At 59.5% G+C, this 19,434-nt stretch carries 12 protein-coding genes and 2 pseudogenes; 6 read left to right on the top strand and 8 right to left on the bottom strand.

Annotated features, from left to right (window positions below):
- The first annotated feature begins 312 nt into the window (after positions 1-312).
- On the top strand, positions 313-2,556 hold the full coding sequence (locus tag LPJ38_RS36685) for a hypothetical protein (protein WP_145643019.1): 2,244 nt from the start codon (positions 313-315) through the stop codon (positions 2,554-2,556).
- 330 nt (positions 2,557-2,886) lie between these two features.
- Here the strand turns inward: LPJ38_RS36685 and LPJ38_RS36680 are convergent, their stop codons facing one another.
- The 6 genes and pseudogenes from LPJ38_RS36680 to LPJ38_RS36655 form a co-directional block, all read right to left on the bottom strand.
- A complete protein-coding gene (locus LPJ38_RS36680) occupies positions 2,887-3,897 on the bottom strand; it encodes an IS481 family transposase (RefSeq protein WP_011084661.1) in 1,011 nt (336 codons plus the stop codon).
- 142 nt (positions 3,898-4,039) lie between these two features.
- Complete coding sequence (locus tag LPJ38_RS36675) at positions 4,040-4,333, bottom strand: IS5 family transposase (RefSeq protein WP_011084662.1); 294 nt, start codon at positions 4,331-4,333, stop codon at positions 4,040-4,042.
- A gap of 440 nt (positions 4,334-4,773) precedes the next feature.
- Positions 4,774-5,960 (bottom strand): IS3 family transposase gene (locus tag LPJ38_RS36670; RefSeq protein WP_095424349.1). Its coding sequence is split into 2 segments (ribosomal slippage): positions 4,774-5,708 and positions 5,708-5,960, totalling 1,188 coding nucleotides; the frame shifts between segments, so codons are not numbered across the junction.
- Between the two features lie 227 nt (positions 5,961-6,187).
- Positions 6,188-6,571 (bottom strand): hypothetical protein, encoded by a 384-nt coding sequence (locus LPJ38_RS36665; RefSeq protein ID WP_011084664.1) that lies wholly within the window; start codon positions 6,569-6,571, stop codon positions 6,188-6,190.
- Positions 6,572-7,374: 803 nt separating this feature from the next.
- Positions 7,375-8,171 (bottom strand): annotated as a pseudogene (locus LPJ38_RS36660) (IS1380 family transposase); the annotation flags it as partial.
- A gap of 191 nt (positions 8,172-8,362) precedes the next feature.
- Entirely contained in the window at positions 8,363-8,902 is a 540-nt protein-coding gene (locus LPJ38_RS36655) for a GNAT family N-acetyltransferase (protein ID WP_014498653.1), read from the bottom strand.
- A 556-nt stretch (positions 8,903-9,458) separates the two neighbouring features.
- Here LPJ38_RS36655 and LPJ38_RS36650 point away from each other — a divergent pair.
- Positions 9,459-9,665: a hypothetical protein gene (locus LPJ38_RS36650; protein WP_011084669.1), complete on the top strand. Its 207-nt coding sequence runs from the start codon at positions 9,459-9,461 to the stop codon at positions 9,663-9,665.
- A gap of 389 nt (positions 9,666-10,054) precedes the next feature.
- Here LPJ38_RS36650 and LPJ38_RS36645 read toward each other — a convergent pair whose 3' ends face one another.
- Positions 10,055-11,401: a citrate-proton symporter gene (locus LPJ38_RS36645; RefSeq protein ID WP_174719444.1), complete on the bottom strand. Its 1,347-nt coding sequence runs from the start codon at positions 11,399-11,401 to the stop codon at positions 10,055-10,057.
- A gap of 326 nt (positions 11,402-11,727) precedes the next feature.
- Here LPJ38_RS36645 and LPJ38_RS36640 point away from each other — a divergent pair, with 326 nt between their 5' ends.
- The 4 genes and pseudogenes from LPJ38_RS36640 to LPJ38_RS36625 all read left to right on the top strand — a co-directional run bounded on the left by LPJ38_RS36640 (position 11,728) and on the right by LPJ38_RS36625 (position 15,289).
- Positions 11,728-12,102, top strand: coding sequence for a transposase (locus LPJ38_RS36640; protein WP_011084671.1), 375 nt, complete (start codon positions 11,728-11,730; stop codon positions 12,100-12,102).
- Positions 12,103-12,121: 19 nt separating this feature from the next.
- Positions 12,122-12,376 (top strand): annotated as a pseudogene (tnpB, locus tag LPJ38_RS36635) (IS66 family insertion sequence element accessory protein TnpB); the annotation flags it as partial.
- Positions 12,377-12,426: 50 nt separating this feature from the next.
- Positions 12,427-13,101, top strand: coding sequence for an IS66 family transposase (gene tnpC, locus LPJ38_RS36630; protein WP_223154101.1), 675 nt, complete (start codon positions 12,427-12,429; stop codon positions 13,099-13,101).
- A 1,612-nt stretch (positions 13,102-14,713) separates the two neighbouring features.
- Positions 14,714-15,289, top strand: coding sequence for a hypothetical protein (locus tag LPJ38_RS36625; RefSeq protein WP_011084675.1), 576 nt, complete (start codon positions 14,714-14,716; stop codon positions 15,287-15,289).
- Positions 15,290-17,445: 2,156 nt separating this feature from the next.
- Here LPJ38_RS36625 and LPJ38_RS36620 read toward each other — a convergent pair.
- A complete protein-coding gene (locus LPJ38_RS36620) occupies positions 17,446-19,104 on the bottom strand; it encodes an outer membrane beta-barrel protein (RefSeq protein ID WP_224517533.1) in 1,659 nt (552 codons plus the stop codon).
- Between the last annotated feature and the right edge of the window lie 330 nt (positions 19,105-19,434).

The following is a 19,434-nucleotide window of genomic DNA, read 5'->3' as shown; positions in this document are numbered from 1 at the left end:
AGCTATTTATAACCGGGCAGACGTTGAATCGCCCGTGAAGAACGATACGTGAGGCGAATGCTTGGTGCACGCGACTGTCATTTTTCTATAGCTGTCAGTTTTCTATAAGGGGGCGTCTGGCCTGTTCGCGTCTCAGCTGATGACACCGGAACTGACGCGGTTACTCCAGCAGCATGGAAGCTGCGATAGAAGTCGAACACAAGGCCGCATCTTCTTCCTTGCGCATCCGGATGAATGCTCTTGGTCAGCTAGTCGTCAGCCAGTCGGCCTATCCAGACAGGCTGCGCACCCTCAATTATCCGGAGATGAAGCATGAAAGGCATTGGCCGAGCTGGTCCATCAGAGCTTGAGGCCGCGGGAGCCGAAAGCATTAGGGAATCGAGCCGTTCGAGCCCGGAGTCTGGTCTCTTCCCTGGGGAACGCGATCAGTCCTTCGATGCCGTCGTAGGGCGGATACGGTCTGAGCCTGATGTGAGAGCGGCGACGCTTGCGAACCCGCCGCCAACTTCGGACGTAGCGGCGCCAACGAGGGAGGAGATAAAGGCAGCAAAGCGAGAATTGAGCAGCCTGCTTGAGGAACTTGAAGCTTGCCGCCGAGCGGCCGGGCATGCCCGGAACTTGCCGGAGAGACAAGATCTGATGGATCAGGTCGTCAAAGCAGGCGCAACAGTTCTGGCGTACTACGCCAGTCTGCCACCCGATTTGGCGCGCCGAATTCTGCCAAACGATCGGGCTCGCCGGCTCCGCGATGACACTGTGAGGGAGGCTGACGAATGTAATGAAGTGGCGACCCAGATTATCTACGAGCTGGAGGAGAGCAGAAAGAGAGCACAAGGCGTGCTCGACAGCCTCAAAGACATCGCCTCGCCTGCACAGCTGAGCCGACTGTTTACAAGCGTTGCGAACCACTATGCAGCATGCATGGAGTTGTGGGGAAAGAAGGTGCTGCGCTGTGAGCGGATGCAGTCAGTCTGTGCCGCTACCGCCCACCTTCCAGGCAGCACGCCCGCCATGCGCACGGCCGAAGATGCCGCACTAAGGCATCATACGGGCTGGGCGCTCTTTACGAAGTGCATGTATCTGCAATCGCGGATCGCTCTCGTGGAGCTTTTAGTCAACTCGCAAGCGAGCACGTTGGAACCAGACGTGCGCGACGCCCTCATGGATGAGAGCGGGAGGGTGCGCCTGCTCGGGGCCTTCATCGGAGATGTTTTTCCGGCGTTCGTCTCGACGGCCCAAGCCGTTCTGTACAGCGATGGAGCGGCGCTCGAAGCGGAGCATCGCGCCGTTCTGGAAGGAGTCATGGAACGACTTTCGGAATTTGCATCGGGGCTGAGCGGCATGCTTGACAGCCTGAGGGGGACTGCAACGGAAACTGACCTTCCGTTGCCGTTGCTGGACCAGATCGTGGAAGCTGCGTGGGTGACGGCGAACGAAGTCATGCGGCTGCTGGCATTGCAGCCAAAGACGCAAGCCACGATTGAACCGCCGGCTTGGGCTGCGCTTCCGGATAATATTGGCCCAGCGGGCGGAGGCAGTCCGGCGCGCAGAACGGGCAAAGCAAGGCCCGCAGCAGCCGCAGGAGAGGGGAGTTCGACGGCCAGCCCCGCCACGCCGCAACTCGCTAGGCCCGATGCGGCGACGGCCCCGGCGGGCAAGGTCATCGTGCTCTCGGATCTCGGTACAAAGAAACTCGCCACTCCGGAGCAGGCACGCGCGTCATCCGCTGCGGCCGATAACCTCCAGATGTGGATGGCTCCGCCATCCAGGAAAGCACTGCCGGGATTACTTGAGCGATTGGACCAGCTGCTGCAGTTCGATCTGCCGGCTCAGCAAAGCGCCGCCTCGCAAGCTCGCCACATGAAGCCCGAGGACGCCGAACACGTGTTGGATGTCGTCATCAAGCGCATGCAGACGCAGTCCTCCGAGATTGAGGCCTGTGTAGCCGCGCTGGAGGAGCCTCGCCGGCGAGGCCTGCTCACGCCTGCGCAAGTGCCTGAAGTGCACGAAAAAATAGTCCGGCTGACAAGGATGTGGTCCGAGGTTCAGGGACAGGCAAGCTCATTGAACGCGCGAAAGGCAGCAATCACAAGCGATTGCACGAAGACCTATGCGTTTCCATCGCAAGAATACCTAGAACAGTTGCGGGAAGCGGGAGAACTGGCGTCAGTGGATCCACCGCACGCCTTGAAGGGAGAGCCGGGGACGCTATTCGAAATCAAGCTGCAGCCCAGGGCGCTGCGCAGCGGTGCGATGCCAAGGCCGATGTGGGTGCACATCCATACCAAGCGCCCGGTAAATGCCTGGCAATTGGCAACGCTGGGCGATCGCGAATTCGCCGCTTGCCACGTCAAGTCCGACGAACAGCGCGGCTACAATCGGCACTGGCAGAGCGCTCGAGCCGCCGAGGGGCACGACAATGTCGTGATCCATCGCGGCAGGCTCACTCCTGTGTTCTGCAAGTCCTTGTTAAGCACCGCCGCTGGCCAGCCGTGGCAGCCCCTCCCCGATCCGGAGCACGCTTCAGCGCAGATGGCTCGACTGGGGATCCGGTGAGGTATCGTCTTGCGGCGGTGAGCCATCCGGTGACAGCGCTCATGCCTCCATCGGCTTGGCGGACTGCCTGAGCAGCGCCGAGCCCCATCAAGCTCTATCTTACAAAAGCATGGAGCCTGGAGAGAACACTCCTTTCGGGAGGGTTATCAGCCCGCAGTCCGGAGGATCGCCAATCGGCGCGCAAGCAAGCTTGCCATTGCGGGGTGTGGCGAACATCGGCGCTCGGATGAGAATGTAGGCCGCTGAGTGTTGCAAGACGGAAAACTTTGTAAAAGAAGGGACTTGAGCTGACAGCGAGTGCTTTGTCGCGGCAGGTGTCCGACAAAGGTTTCATGTGCGACCCCACGCAGCCGGCAACAATTTTTCTCTCGACAGAGCACTTGCGTCACGCAAAGTTTGCATCGGCGTCTTGCCGTAGCACCAGCGCCCCTGATGTGGGCGCACCTCATTGTAGGCAGCGATCCACTCATCGAGATCGCTCTGCAAGGCAGTGATGCTCGGATAGATCTTCTTGCGGAACACGACGCGATAGAACTCCTCGAGCACGGTGCGGTGGAAGCGCTCGACAATGCCGTTGGTCTGTGGGCTCCTCGTCTTGGTGCGGGTGTGATCGATGTCTTCGACGGCGAGGTAGAGCTCATATTCGTGATGCTCCGGATTGCCGCAATACTCGGTGCCGCGGTCGGTCAGGATCCGGTTTAGCGGGATGCCCCGCGCATCGAAAAACGGCACCACGCGATCATTCAACAGTTCGGCCGCCGTGATCGGCGTCTTGCGATCATACAGCTTGGCGAACGCCACCTTACTGTAGGTGTCAATGAAGGTCTGCTGATAGATCCGCCCGACCCCCTTCATGTTGCCGACATAGAAGGTGTCCTGCGCACCGCAATAGCCGGGGCACTCGCTCTCGAACTCGCCGTGCGCCTCCTTCTCGGACTTGGCCCTTTCCAACGCAACGAGCTGGGCCTCGGTCAGCACCAGGCCGTCCTGGGCCATCTTGGCCTCCAGCGCCGTCAGCCGCTTCTTGACGTTGGCGAGGTCGTGACGCAGCCACACCGCCCGCACGCCGAACGGGGAGATCGACAGGCCGCGGCTCCTGAGCTCATTGCTGACCCGCACCTGACCCCAGGCCGGCTGGTCGATCCCCAGCTCAACGACGGCTGCCTCGACCTCCGGCGCGACACGGTTCTTCAGGACCGGTTTCTTGCGGCTGATCTCAATCAGCGCCAGCTCGCCGCCCTTGTCGTACAGTTCCTTGAACCGGTAGAAGCTGTCGCGGCTATAGCCCATCATCCGGCAAGCCTGGCTGACGTTGCCGAGCTGCTTGGCCAATTCCAGCATGCCGACTTTCGCGCGAATGACTTCTGTTCCTGGGTCATGGTAACGTCTCCCTGTGAGACGCCGCGGGCTGCGCGGGAGCGCCCTTTGGGTGAGCGCTCCTGCTCGCCCGCAGCTCCATTCCCTGCCAGTTCAAACCTTGCCGTCAGATTAAGTCGAAACTTCTACAGACCATGACATATTCCATGTCCGGCTCGTCTGAGACCGCATCAAACATGCGCTTCCAGACGCCCGCCTTCGCCCAGTCGCGAAAGCGCGTGTACGCAGTTATCCAGTTGCCGAAGGCGCGCGGAAGATCGCGCCACGGACTGCCCGTGCGGGCAATCCACAGCGCGGCTTCGACAAACAGCTTGCCGCTCCGGCCGGGATCGCCCGGCTTGCCAAGACACAGCGGCTCCATCTTCGCCCATTGGGCGTCAGTCAAAACGAATCGGTCCATCCCAAGCTTGAATCACAACCAAGCCAGGATGAGAATCCTAATAAAAGCCCAATTCTAACAATCTGCCAAAGTAGTGTTAGGGCGCGGATTCATTAAGGCGCAGCCATAGCCTGACTGACGCGAGTTGAACGAAGGCAAGGTAGTTGTCCTGACATCTGCTCCATTTTTTGATCTTCGCATCCAATGCCGGCGAGCCCGGGTGGATGGTCTCGTTGCTCGATGAGTTGGCCCGACACTTCTCGAGACGCCTACGAAGAAAACGGCCAACGAAACCCTCCTCACCCAGGCAACCCGGAAAGATCCCGAGCCATTCTGATGGCGAGGACACAATGACGCTGGCGCCTGCCATAGGCAATCCGCTCCTCCCGCCCGGGCGGGAGTCGAAAACTCCGGCTGGAAGCCGGGGTTTTCTTTTGTGCTATTGACCTGCCACTGCATTTTCATCCAGCGGCAGTTAGAGTCTTGAGGTTTTGTACGCCAAGTGGCGCGGATGGAGCAACGGACGATCGGCGGAGCTGGTCGGGGTTGCGCAGCCGATCGTCCGTTGCGGTGAGGTGGGCGGCGTAGGCCGCGGGGGGCAGGTATTTCAGCGACGAGTGGGGACGCTGGAGATTGTAGTCGGCGACCCAGTTGGCGATCTTGGTGCGGGCGTCATCGAGATCGAAGAACAGGGTCTCGTTGAGTAGCTCATCGCGCATCCGGCCATTGAAGCTCTCGACGAAGCCGTTCTGCATCGGCTTTCCCGGCGCAATGAAGTGCCAATCGATGGCTGCGTCCTTGCACCAAGCGAGCATGGCGTTGCAGGTGAATTCGGTGCCATGGTCGGACACGATCATTCCTGGCTTGCCGCGTCGCTGGACGATTGCCGTCAGTTCGCGGGCCACGCGCCGCCCCGAGATCGACGTCTCCGGAATGGCGCCCAGGCATTCCTTGGTGACGTCGTCGACGATGTTGAGGATGCGGAAGCGTCGGCCATTGGCGAACTGGTCGTGGACGAAATCCAGCGACCAGCGCGCGTTCGGCCTCGCCTCGACCAGGATCGGGGCCCGGGTCCCCACCGCCTTGCGGCGAGCCCGCCGCTTGCGGACGGTGAGCCCTTCCTCGCGGTAAAGCCGGTAGATCCGGTTGATCCCCGATGGCTCGCCCTCCCGCCGCAGCAAGACGAACAACCGGCGATAGCCGAAACGCCGCCGCTCGTTGGCGAGATCGCGCAATCGGCCACGCAGAACTGCCTCCGGCGGGCGGCTGGAGCGATAGCGGATCATCTTCCGATCCGCCCCCACAATCGAGCAGGCCCGCCGTTCCGACAGGCTCATGACGGCCTGCAGATGCGCGATCGCAGCGCGCTTGGCGGCGGGCCCTACCATTTTTTTGAAAGGAGCTCGCGAAGTGCGGCCGCATCGAGCATCTGCTCGGCCAGAAGCTTCTTCAGCTTCCCGTTCTCCTCCTCCAGGGCCCTCAGCCGCTTCGCCTCGGAAACGTCCATGCCGCCGAATTTGGCCTTCCAATTGTAGATCGTCGCCTCGGAAACACCGTGCTTGCGAGCCAGGTCGGCTGTCTTCGCCCCAGCCTCATGCTCCTTCAATACCGCGATAATCTGCTCTTCCGTGAACCTTGCTCGCTTCATCTGTCCGTCCTTCTTCGGGCCGGACTCTAACTCCTTCTGGAGGAAATACGCAGTGGCAGGTCACTATTATAGGCACCAGCTCTCGTAAACCGCCGCCAGTACAGTGCACCTCACGGCTTGAGCCGAATTGGCTTGGGCTTCGCTCCGTCCAAGGCTCGATCGTAAGCCGCAGGTGTCGGTTGGTCTGCGCTCTGCTCCACCTCAAATGGATTGGTAGAGATCTCACGTCACATGAAGTCTCCATCCGAGTCGGGCTCTGATGAAGGTTCATCATCGCTCGACGCTTTGGAGAGATACATCGAAGAATTGGTTGCGCGCTGCCATTCACCATCCCTATATCTCCACTGTTTGGACTGGGTGGGATCAAGTACCATATCATCGGGATCCACATGAACGAAGCCCAGTTGTTCTGCACGGGCTCTCGCTTCGTCATTGGCAGGACGCCAGTTCACTAGCGGCCGTTCGCCGTCTCGCCCTAGTTGGTGCTCGAGCAGAATATCGCCGGCGTTACCGACGAGCGGATGTGCAACCTGAAAATCCACGATTGATGTGACATCAGTCCGTCCGGGAAACAGTTCTCGCCACCGCTGGCTGGTGAAACCAGTCGCCATAGGAAATCCGGCTTCCGTTCTTTGGAGGCCGACGCTCGTATTTCCTAGTTGATAGCTGTAGCCGTTGTTGCACCTTTACTCGCGTCGGATCATCCCCGAAACGACCCGTGATCGCACCTACCAGGCTTGGTGGGACGGCAAGGGTAATGGGCTGCTGCGGGCAGAACTGCTTGTGGTTGTCGCGTCTGCAATTGCCTGAGAAGAGCTTGGAGCCTGACGAGCTTGCAATGCGTTATGCCGAGAAGACCCCGTCCAATGCCAGGAAATGCCTGACGCACGTGCGAGGAAGAAGCAGCAGCACCGGGCGCGCCGAGGAAACCATGCACGAACTTCAGCCGCAGCTAAGAAAAGCGATTGGGCATGGCGGGCGACACCAAATCGGAACGGTGGGCGAGATCGAGCGGAAACCAGCACACCCATGGCATTCCCCATCCTTCATTCAAAGCTCCTGCATTCTTGAAGAAGCCAGCAATCCTGAGAGTGCGACGAATCTGTACGATATCGATCAATCGGAGAGCCTGCAGCGAAGTCCGTCCAAGATTTCACGGAGTCTCCTATGGTCACGTCTCCGCGCCTGGCCGTCGTTCGAGTCGGCGCGCATCATGTGCACATGCACAAACCTCCTAACAATGCTAGCCCGTCCTATTCGTGAGAGTGCGGCTTTGGGGCCCGATTGATGCGGCCGAACATCTTGTCTGACGAGGCGCACAGGATTGCCTTCGGCTTTTCACCGCCTGACGACCCGTACTTTGCAACGCGCTTGAGGTATAGGTTGGGCGAACGGGGGGCGGACGCCCCGCCGGTCAAGGACCGAGCGGCAGCAGCGCACCTGGCAAGCAGCGGATCAGGTCGGCTTCCGGACAGGCCGCGGCGAACGCAAGGCGAATGCGGCTCGTGGTCTCGACCACACGGGCAGCGATTTTCAAGAGCCGAAGACGCAGCGTCGCGAACTCGGCAGCGGCCAATTCCCGGACTTTGGGAATGGCCTCGCGCACGGTCAGCATCAGCCAATAAGCGGCCGTATGGAGCACGAGACGGACCTGGTTGGCGAGCGCCGAACGGCAGCTGGTGCGGTCGGAGGCGAGCTGTGACTTATGCAGCTTGTCAGATTCTCGGCTTGGCCGCGCGCGCAATACAGGCTGTCGTAGATCCACTCGGCCGAGCCGACATCGAGGCTGGTGACGACGAAACGGATGTCGAGGCCGAGCATCGCCGCCTCAATACGGGCGACAGTGCGCCGTTCGCGATCCCAGGACTTTGCCTTGTGGCGGGTCTCGGTATAGCCACGCAGAACCGGCAGGTTCTCGATGGCGCGTCGGGTGCGGATGTCGTCGGCGACCTCGTCGACTTTTCTGGCGAGAGGCTTGGTGCCGGACAGACCGAAGATGTAGTCGATGCCGTTGGTCTCGCACCACGCCATTGCCTCCGGCCGGGCATAGTGCCCGTCGCCACGGAACGTAATTTGCGTGTTGTGCCATCGCGTGCGGATATGCCGTACCAGGCGGCGCAGATGGGCACGCACCTCGACGCCGCCCGGCGTCTTGCCGGGCCGCAGCACGACGGCCACGGGCCGGCTCTTATCCGTGTCGTAGACGTGGATCGACCGCCATCGAAGGCAGCTGTGACTTTCTTGGCGTGAACGGCTGGAAACGAGGATGGCAGAATCGTATCATCGGTCATGGCGGGCGTGGTTTAAGGTGATGGGGTGGCTTCGCAACCGAATCCTACGCCGCATCAGCGCTTTACACCACGCTCGCCAGCCCTCAGGCGCACTCTTACGAATAAGACGGGCTAGCGCTCCATCTCGCCCATAAGAATTTCATCTGAGACGTATCGTGGATTGGAAATGACAGTCCGCATTTCCGCATTCTTGCCCTCGTCCGCAAACCGGAATCCCTTCTTGTAGAAAAATGCTGAAGCTCCTTCATCTTGAGAGAGAAGGGATAGCTTGGAAAGGCCCGCGGACTGCCTAGTATGATCGGCGACTTCAATCATAGCCGTCCCGACCCCTTTGTACCTCGACCGGCCGAGATTTTCTATGCTGAGAATTCGCAAACTGTTGCGCCCCGGCGCCACGGTCATCGCTCCCACCTTATTGCGTTCATTGGCATCAGTAAACAAAGAAACACTTTGGGCGTTGCCAATATTGCTACTTACTCTGTGTAGGCGGACTGACACACCTGTCCTCTTGTCAAAAGCGGAAGACGCTGGTCCAGCAGCTAAAGCGGCCGTAAAAGCAGCACCATCTGCGCCAGAAGTGCCGGCCAGCGCATCGCGCTGCTGGTCCACACTTTGCCCGTCGGAGGGCCAGTTGTTGTAATTGGTTCTCATCACAACGAGCTACTATTTGGACGAGCTGACAGAAAGCTGACAAAGCCGACGCATGAGCCGGTCCTTTACGAATAAGACGGGCTAGCGTAATGATACTCATCGTAGGATGGAACATGCGACATATTGTTAACTCGATCGTCCATGACGACCACACTCCTATGCCGGTTGCATTGTGTTTCAGGTCGTTAGACCTGACTCCGCAGATAAGCAGCTTAGCTGTCCGTAAGCTGACGCCGAGAAATTAACGGAAAACTAGGTGTTTGGCCCCGGCATTTCTGCAGCGGATTGAGTTTGAATCGTTCCGGCTGGGAAGTTCAATCCTGAATCCAAACAGACCCTAGTCGGGTGCTCCGAGAAATGCATCGACGGAGGTGCGACGAGCATCCGATCATAAGTAGGTCTACAGGTTCCGAGCGGGTAGACGGAGCGATGCGGTGATGGCCGAACTTATCCATTCGGTCGATAGATCTGATCAAGAAAATCAATTTTACCGATTGTAGCGTCGTCATATAGACCGTCACCACGGCTGGGGCTAACCTAGGGAAGCGATCTCCCAATGAAGAAGTCAGTTTTGGTGACGGCGAGCGCCCTCGCACTTGCGACCGCGGCGGTACCTCCATTTGCTGCAGAAGTTGCCGCGCAACCGCTCACCTCCAGCGTGCAGGTAGCCGATACATCGTATCCTCAGTGCGCCGATGACCCATTGAATGGTATCTGCGATCTGTTTTTTTGCTTGACCGATCCCGCGTGCGTGCTGCACTGACGACGGAAAACAATCAAGCAGAGAATGAGGATCGAGCCTCGTGCGGCCGCTGCTCCGTCAGCGGCCGCATCCTTATGCCGTTCGTTTACGCTGGCGGATGGTGCGAGCCGCGCCTTCTTGTTCTCTAAAGATGATCAGAGTCATTGCTCACTCCAGCCGGCGGGTGACGGCAGCCCGATCGCTCAACTGCAGCATCGGCGAACGTTGGGTAAACGGAGAAAGCCGTTTCAGACCGCGACGCTGCCGTTACGGCCGGAACTCCTTCACGATGTCAAGCTGCGCCAGTTTTCAGGATAGATTGCTGTTCGGGCTAGCCCCATACCGTGCTCCTGCTCGATGTTCGCATTTCGGACGTCACAGATGTCATCCTTACCTGTTCGGCTAAGCTACTAGGGCGGCGATCGTGCCGTTACAGATGTTCGTCTATGGTTTCGCTCGAAATTGAGTGGCGCCGTCTCCGGCATCATCACCATGGCAAAGAGCCCGGCCGCGCTCGCGAAAAGCATGTACCAGGCGGGCGCGAGTGCGCTCCCGGTCAAGTAGATCAGCCATGTGACGACCAGTTGAGCTGTGCCTCCGAAAATGCCTATGGCAAAAGCGTAAGTCGTCCCGAAGGCGCCACCACGAATGTTCCTGGGCAAACTCTCGGCCATGCTTACGTAGAAGGCGCTATACGGAACCGTTCCGATAAGGGTGAGCGTGCCGAGGCCTCCTAAAAGTGCGAAGGCGCTGCGGCTCTCTGCAATCCACAAGAATACCGGATAGATCATCAGCAACGCAGCTGCCTGCGGCCATATCATGATGCGCCGGCGGCCTGCGCGGTCGGCGAGCAGGCCGCCCAACAGCGCCGCAGCAATGCCTGCCATATTGCTGATGAGCGTGGCGCCGAAGGCGAGAGGCGCGGATACGTGGAGGGTGTTCAAGGCGTAGGTGGTCATATATCCCGTAACGTAAGTAGTGATCGTGCAGCTGGCCAAGATGACGAATCCCAAGCTCATGATGCGGCGAGCGGCGGGCGATCGCCTTACAGGCCGGGTGACCAGAACCGGCGCCTCCGGGCGGAGAAACGTTTCGGGTAGGACGCTCCGCAGCCAAAGTCCGAACGGCAAAGTAACGGCGCCGAGCAACAGCGCGATCCGCCATCCGTATGCATTGAGCGCCTCACTTGTCATGGTGAGCGAGAGTATTTCTCCAACCAACGCTCCAGCCGTCGCAGCGACCTGTTGGCTCGCGGGCTGAAAGGAGACAGCAAGACCGCGGGCTTTGGCTGGTGCCGCTTCCATCAAGTAGGCTGTCGTTGGACCGACTTCGCCTCCGAGAGCAAAGCCCTGCAGCAAGCGTGCGAAGATGGCTAGCAACGGAGCGGCAAATCCTATTGTCTCGTACGATGGCGTAATGGCCAATAATAGGACCGCGACGCTCATCATAGCAAAGCTGGCGGTCATGGCAGGCCGGCGGCCAACCCGATCCGAATAGGAGCCGAGCACGATGGACCCGATTGGCCTGGTCACAAAACCCGCGCCGAAGGTTCCGAGTGACAGCATGAGGCTGGCGAACTGGTCGGTTGCCGGGAAGAACGCCTGACCGATCTGTATTGCGAAAAAGCTATAGGTGCCGAAGTCGTAGAATTCGAGCATATTGCCGATGGTGGCGCCCAACACCGCCCGGCGCGTTAAGCCTTCGTCTGCCGGACTGGGGACCGGCTCCAGCCTCTCTCGAGTTAATTGCCTCGCCATCCTCAACCTGATCTGGAGCGCGAACCCTGGCCCGAACATTTCCACCAGACACCGGTCGCGCAAAGTTGCAGTCCGCTTGCCCGAACTCGTCCTTCACGGCCATTGCGCCTGTCCACATGTAGCCTGAAGCGCGTCGCTACAAACCTCACGGTAACGTCTGCAATAAGAATGCCTGCCTTTCTGGGCCGATTTGACTTCTGGTCTGATCCCAGGCCTGGCCGGTAAGAGGTAAGCGGAGCTTTTCTCCCATTTGATTGACTGGTTTCGCTTCGGCTTTCGCTCTGCGATCCTTGGCTTGTCAGAGAGCCGAGAGGAGACTGAAGGCGATGGAACAATCGGGGGAGGAAGCCGAAGCTGATGGCTTTGTGGGGAAGCTTACGCGCCGGACGCGTTCTGGATGCCGGTTATGGTCTGCGGAGATCAAGGGGCGCGCTGTTTTCGAGAGCATGAAGCCCGACGCCCGGGTATGTGATGTCGCACGGCGTTATGGTGTGAAGGCCCAGCAGTTGACGACGTGGCGCAGATTGGCGCGTGCTGGCCGGCTCGCATTGGTCACGGACGACGCGGCGGATTTCGTGTCGATCGAGCTGAGCGATCCAGTGGCGTCAGGCAAGAGCGAGGGCCCGTCGAGATTACGATTGGCAAGGTTTCGGTCCGCCTGGATGCGGACGTGTCGGCGGTGCGGATCGCGGAGATCGTGACTGCGATCGAGCGCGGCGCATGATCATTCCGGCGCAGGGACTGCGGATTGTGCTTGCTGTGCGTCCTGTTGACTTCCGGTGCGGGCACGACGCGCTGGCCGGTCTTGTGCAAAACACGCTTGGGCTCGATCCGCATTCGGGCCTGATCGTGGTTTTTCGTTCGAAGCGCGCCGACCGGCTGAAGATTTTGCTATGGGACGGCACGGGCCTCGTTTTGGTCTACAAGCGCCTTGGCCGCGATGGTCGTTTCGAGTGGCCGCAGATCAGCGACGGCGTCATGCATCTGACGCGCGTGCAGTTCGAAGCGCTGTTTGAAGGGCTGAACTGGAAGCTGCTGAGCGCATCCTCGAGGGCTTCGACGGCATCCTTCAGGTCGACGGATACCAGGGCTATCATCGGCTCGCACGGCCCAAGCGCAAAGGCGGCGTGCCGCTGCGGCTGGCCGCATGTTGGTCCCACTCAAGGCGCAAGATCATCGCAGCGACTCCGAAAGCCGGCTCACCCATCGCCGAAGCCGTTCTCGCGCGCATCGCCGCACTCTATGCGATCGAGAAGGAGATCCGTGGCGCCGACGCCCCGGCTCGGCAAACGACCCGTAACGAGCGATCACGGCCGCTCGTCGCTGAACTCGAGAGGTTTCTGCGCGAGCAAGCCGCTCGCCTGTCGCCGGGCAGCGAGATGGGCAAGGCGATCGCCTATCTCCTGAACCATTGGGATGGCCTCACCTTGTTTCTCGACGATGGTTGCGTTGAGATGGACACCAATCCCGTCGAAAATCAAATCAGGCCGCTGACTCTGACGCGTAAAAATAGTTTATTTGCTGGTCACGACGAAGGTGGTCGTTCATGGGCGCGCATAGCTTCGCTCATCGCCACCTGCAAAATCAACAGCGTGGAGCCCTACGTCTGGATGAAAGCGACGCTCAAAGCGATCGCAACCGGTCACCCGCAGTCCCGGATCGACGAGCTCCTGCCCTGGTCGTTCGGCCGCACCTCGTAATTCTCCGTCGTTGTCGCCTCCATACCCCCCGCCAGCGATTTGCAAACACGTTGATCAACAGACTGCAATCCCCACGCCAAACCTTTGCGAGTGGGACGCGAACGTCGCTTACGGTAAGAGAAATATGAGAACCTGGTGCAGTTGTCGGGCGCCGCAGACATTACGTTGCTGTGGCGGGTTTGCGACAAGACTGGCTGGCGCCGAACATGATCGACGAGGACGCGAGCCACCTCAGCGTCACGCGTTGCGTCCGCTCCTTAAACAGCCAGTCGGGGCTGCGTCATCGCCTAGACGATGCTGCCAATCAACGCGCCCGAGGCGGTCTCTTGCGCGCGAGCAAGATCACCATTCACCAGTGCTCCACTTTCCGTCGCGGCCGGATCGCCAGCGGACGGGCAAACCGCTTTCCCCCGAGCCGCTTGGGTCTGGCGACCATCAGGACCGAGGCCGTCATGCGTTCCGCGCCGCTCGCTTGCATCTTGGCTATCGCCCGAGCGAGCGCGTCGTCCAGGACGTGAGAAGGCCCAGCTGTTCGGCCGCAACACCGACGAATGCCGATCTCAAGTCGTTAGGTGAGCGCGAGCTTCAGAGTCGCCCATCTTGGTCAACCATGTGGAGAGCTGCTAAGGCTAATCGATAGCGCCACACGCAGAAGCTAGCGTTTGTGTGCCCGGGCGGGCAAGCAAGAAACGGCTACGCTTCTTCGCCAGCGGACGCTTAGAGGAAGACGGCCATTTCAGCGGCGGCTTCGCCAACAATTACAACGATTTGTCTTAATCAGGACACGAGTGAATCCTCTTTTCCAACAACAAGGCGCGAGCGCCATCTGCATGACGCGTAGCATCAATAGCAGCCGGATAAAGTTGGCGGATCGTATTGCCTCATCTGACGATGAAAATCTCAGCTTGGCCGATGTAGCTCCGGCTGACGGCCTGTCCGACGTTGCATCATGGCGCGCAGGATCGGACGCACTGGGGACATCGCGGAGTGCGCATTAAACGCAGCGGCAGCCGCAGTCCCGAGATCATCGGCCAGCGCCGCACCTTTAGCCGTGCGCGGGATGATCGTCTGGGCTGCTTTGCGTCTGAGCGATTTCTTTCTTCATTTAATCAGGTGAACAGATCGCTCCGCTCTTGCCGGACTCTCAGATCGCGCTCTCGTCTGTTCTCGCGTTGGCCCGGCTATCGCGGTCATTCTGCTTATCGGACCAAGCATAGGCTCAAGTGCAGGCCAGAACAACTGGTCGCGGACAGAGATCGAAATGCACATGTTCGGTATGGGACTGGGGCTGGCTACGGTCAGCGTCGCCTGACCTCCTAACGAGCTTTCCGTCAGATGAAACGATGCAGGACGCAGAGCTGCGCGCCGACCGCGAGTTGAGGTGGAATGAGTTCAGGATCGGAGATGATCGCATCAGACGTGGTAGATGCAGCCGCGAGTTTGTCTTTCTTCTTCGACCTTTGTCAGCTTCTCGAAAGCCAGCCTCTCTAACACTCGAACTTGGCCTCTTGATGACGAAGCTGCCCATGCCGGAATTCGTGACGAACTTCAGCTCATTCCCTCTGGGAGATATTCTAGAGGCCTTTGGTCTCTTAACAAAAAGGAGGGCTTTATGGCTCCAAGCCCGATCGATAATGCCCGTTCACCAGAATCACCGACAGCGCACGTCTGGACACAGGAAGATCATGATTTGTTCAGCGAGATCATGAATGAAGCTGGACCATCATCGTCTGCCGCACCTGAGGAAGCGGTAGATGTCTCCTTCGCCGCTCCCCAGAGATTTTCACACGGTTCGCAAATCGCCCCTGACTCGATGGTCGATAGGCTGTTCCACCGGGGTCTCTTGCCGGACTCGGACCAGCCGACAATGACCTATGAAATCCAGGGTCACCGCTACACGGCCGGTTTGGATGAGTGTAATCGCGTTCTTCTTGTTCATAACCCTGCGGAAGACCAAGTGCTTGGGGCCGGCCGGGCGGGGGTACCGGACTTCGGAGCCTTCTTCGCGGAGAACCGACGCTATGGAAGGCCGCTACCACAGCAATGGGCCACACCTGCCCTCATAGACAAGCTGCGCGAAGAAGGTTTCATGCCGACCGCCAATAGCCCCACGACCATCCATCTTAACGGACGGGCCTACAAAGCCGAACTAGCCGAAGGAGGATTCGTTAAGCTTACGCGGGTATGAGACCAACTTGACGGTGAGCCGATCGCGCTGGGTCTGAGTCGTGCGGTCACTTTGGTTGTCCTTACCTGGATAGACGGTTCATCGCTTAGCAGTGGATTGTTCGAGCCGCCAGCGGGTACGCATCATCGGGCCCGCTGGCAGCGCTCGAGATGCACGGTCATCCTGGCCATTCGTCTGCGTGGTGCCGACCTGTCATCCGGCCGGCAATATTGTCGCCGTGTTGCTTCACTCGAGGATGTTGCTGGCGCTTGACCGATACAGCTCCGGCTGTGGGCCAGTCCGAGGTTGCACCATTGCGCGCGGGATCGGAAGAACCGGGGTGCGTCGCGGAGTGCCCAAGGCACGCCGCCGCGCCCCGGTCCCGGGATCACCGGCCAGCGCCGCACTGTTAGCCGTGCGCGGGATGATCGTCTTCTCGGCTGCTTTGCGTCTGAGGGATCCCCGTGAGCGCTGCACGACGGTGTGCCGCGGCCGAACTGCTCGGGGCGGTGCTTCGCGAGGTGACCGAGAATTACCAGGGCAAACGGGGCTCGGCCGCAAGCCAGCGCTCGATGTCGGCTGGGTTCGGCAAATTGGGCAGAAACCGGTGCCCGTTGAGCACTTGCTTGGAAACGGCGGAGGCCCTGCAAGTGCGAGGCTGGATTGTCTTGGCGGACGCGAAGGTATTCTCAAGGAGGTGGCAGCAAAGATCGCCTAGCCGCAAGGACCGTCGCAAGTGGCGCAGTCGCTTTGCGTAGCAGTGGGATTGCGTGAGCGTATTTGTCGAGGAAATCGTGTCAATTTAACACTACCAAATCTGGGCGTTCTGCAAGCAGTAGCTCCACCGTAGAGTCACGCAAGATCGCATGCACATAGGCGTGTGCAACCAGCCTCAAAAACCGGAAAAGAACGTCATGGCGAACATCAATCTCAGCTCCCAATCTATTGCAGGTGCACGCGCCGGACAGCGAGCCGCCACCGCCCGGAAAGTCATTGAATGGCGAGCGCCGGCCCCGAGACGCCGAGGCTTCCACATGATCCACGGAATGAAGCCCATGGCGCGGATGCTCGCAGCAATTAGGCGCGGGCTAGCCTTGTCCCATCTTGACCGGTGCTGCGCAATCTGGTGGCTCTATCGTCTCCATTTCGGGTTCACCGGCGACGTGATGTTGGGGCTCGCCGCGGTCAGGATTGCCCAGGAGAGATCCCGCTGCGGAATTTAGGAATCGTGGGGGCGCGCCTTCCATACGGGCTCGGCGCCCTGCCGCCGGTTACGTGTTTGGCTGGCGAGGAAAAGTGGCCGAATGCCGATTGCCTTTAGTCTCCCCCAGCCAATTGGGCCGCATTCACTTCTAGCGCCGAGGATCTGCCCGTGGGGGTGGCACCAAAGTGCAGGCAAATACGATGAGCAGATTGCAAAAACTGAACTTGCGCTCGCCCTTCACACGATCAGTAAGCTGAATTTGATGTCGGATGATGCTGCTCATGAAGGTCCCAGCAGGGGCAGACGACCGGGCCATAGCGGGGAGTGTAGGAATCAGGACGGTCTGGAATCCTTGGTCACGTCTGGTGATCGGGGGCAAGGACGCGCGGCTCGCATTCCATCTGGTGATCTTCTGCTGTTACATGAAAGGAAATGACCCGCGTGAGTTCGCGTGGCGATGCAAGGGCGGGTAGCTCGCCAAGCAATACTGCCCGAGTCGTTGCGCTGGATGGATCCTCGCGCAGAACCTCACCGACGCTGTGTACCCACGGCTTGAATTCCTCTGTGAGCGGCTCGTCCGTTGCAGACCGCCAGCCGTTCAACTCTCCCCTCGGTGAATAAGCCGTTGATCTTTCGCCAGGCACTTTGCGCCCGCCTCCGGCCGCCGCGCGATGAGACAACGGCCGCGGCTTCCCGGTCGGTCGGCGCCTTCGCAATGGTGCGCGGAATCGGCTTTGGAGCGAATTCCGGGTCAACGGATCGAGCTCTTATCACCAGAAACGAGCTCCGGTTCGCGAGCGGAGTTGCGCTCGCCTTGTCCATGCGGGCGGTTTGCAATCGAAGCAAGCCGGTGTACAGGCGTGATCGCGACATAGTCCTCGGCGGCGAATGGGCGCCGAGGACTGGGGCCATCAGCGAACTTCAGAACGGCCCCTAAGCATCTGCAGTTTGGAGCCTCGTAACAGTGAAGCCCTTAGTTGAGCTTGTAAGACGCCTGGAAGAACGTACCCCACCGTTCCATGCTGTAGTTCGCAAATCCTAGCGAGCCGCAGCCGTTTCCGCAGTCCGCGGAGTCCGCTTCCTTTTTCGTCCACATGGCCCAATAGCGGCCTCCAACGCCTAGGCTGATATTGTTGGTGACAAAGTAGGACAGAAGGCCTTCAACCTGGACGCCGCCGCCACCATTGCCGTGTTGCTCACTAAAGGTGGTCTTTTTGCGCAAGAGATGATTATCGCGGCCCTTGAAGTCGGTCCAGGGCAGGTAAGCGATGTCCGCATTCAGGCGCCAGCGCTCGGTCAGCATAGTTTCGGCGCTCAAGCCGATTCGAGGCGCATTCCATTGAGTATCTTGGCTGCCAACGATCCTATCGTCGCTCGGCTTGATACGACAAAAGTCCTGCGGATTTGTGAGCGGAACGCAACCCCTCGAGTCTGAGCTCTGGCTGTAATAGGCCCAGCCTATAAATCCGCCGATCTTGTAGTTCGTACTGCGCAGGACATCGTAACCGGCGTCGGCCGTGTAATATGCAAATCGCCCGTTTGACTCACCTGAACGAGTATTTAGGTAGGGGTATCCCTCGTGGGGCAGCCAATCTTCATCGTTCGATTTCCCTTTGTTGAAGAACCCGATACCAAGGCTACTCTTCAAGAACACTCCCCAGGGACTGTCGACACGGCCGAATACCTCCCCCGAAAGTCCGTCCAGTGCATGATAAGTGAGCCTGGAAATCAGTATGCTGGGGTCTTCAGGCCAGCCATACGGGACTGCGCTTTGATCCCACTGGAATCTTCCCCGGCTCAGCCAGAGCCGCGAGCCCCCTTCGAACGACCAACCGGACGTGTAGGGAATGGGTGGTACGCTGCCGGCTGATCTCGCATGCAGCGGCGAATCGGACTTTGGTGCGGCTTCTGGGTCCGCACCAAAGTGGTAGTTCAGACCAATTTTCCCAATGTGATAGTTGCTGGACAGGCTGGTCGTGCTCGCCGGCAAAATCGTAGACGGAGATAACTTCGCGGTCGAAGCGGTCGCGACGCTCGGCCCGCCAAAATGCAGATAGTCATACTCGACGTTCACCGACCATGAAGGCGTAAGGGCTTGCTCCACACCGAGCCCGATGACGCCACCAACTTGGCCATAGTCGAAATGGGTTTTCTCCTGTGGCAGGTCGCCCCCTTCAAAGTTGTTGACGATATCGCCTCGATTATTTTGCCAGGCTGCACCTGCCTTGAGATAGGCAAGCGTTTGCCCGAGCGAGCCGAAGGCGTAACCGATGCGACCGGTCCCGGTCGCAAAGAGGTTCGGAGCTGCGTTGCAGTTTGCGCTTACAATCAAGTCTGAGGCTGCGAGGCAGGTGTTTGAGCCGCTCGCGACAGCTGCGCTGGCATCCAGTTCGAGGCCGTACACCCAACTATTGTTCTGCCAATTGTAGCCGATTTGGCCACCTGCGACGAAGGAGGGAATATCGACGACGTCGCCGTAGATCGGTGGGCCGAACGGATTGGTGAAAGAGGTTCGACCGTACCCGCCGCCTACATGCCCGCCAATGTAGCCTCCGGACCAGTTCCACACCGACGGTGGCAGGGCTTCTCGCCCGAGGTTCGCCATAGATGTACCCGTTGTGGCGATCGCCATGGTCGCAGCCCCCAAAAAGAGAACTCTTGATCGCATAAAGATTGCCCTGAACTTTCCCGAGTTGTAGTCGCGCTCGCTAAGTATCGCCGCACGGCAAATCGTCGGAGCACCAGGCCCCCAATAACGAGCCGGGGCCGCTCCGAAGATCACCGCACGACGATTGGTGATGACGTCCTCAACGTAGCAAGCCGCGTGCCGGAGCAATTCCTTTGTTCTGCAGGAGCTTACTAAGAGCGTGCCGCGTCAACTTCCCTACATTGGGTGGAAGGCGGACGAACGAGTGTCGAGGTTCGCTGCATTGCGGAGCTAGCGTCCAAGGCACGTGCATGT

Origin of the sequence: Bradyrhizobium daqingense (assembly GCF_021044685.1) — a bacterium.
Lineage (GTDB): Bacteria > Pseudomonadota > Alphaproteobacteria > Rhizobiales > Xanthobacteraceae > Bradyrhizobium > Bradyrhizobium daqingense.
This window is presented reverse-complemented; position numbering and strand designations above follow the sequence as displayed.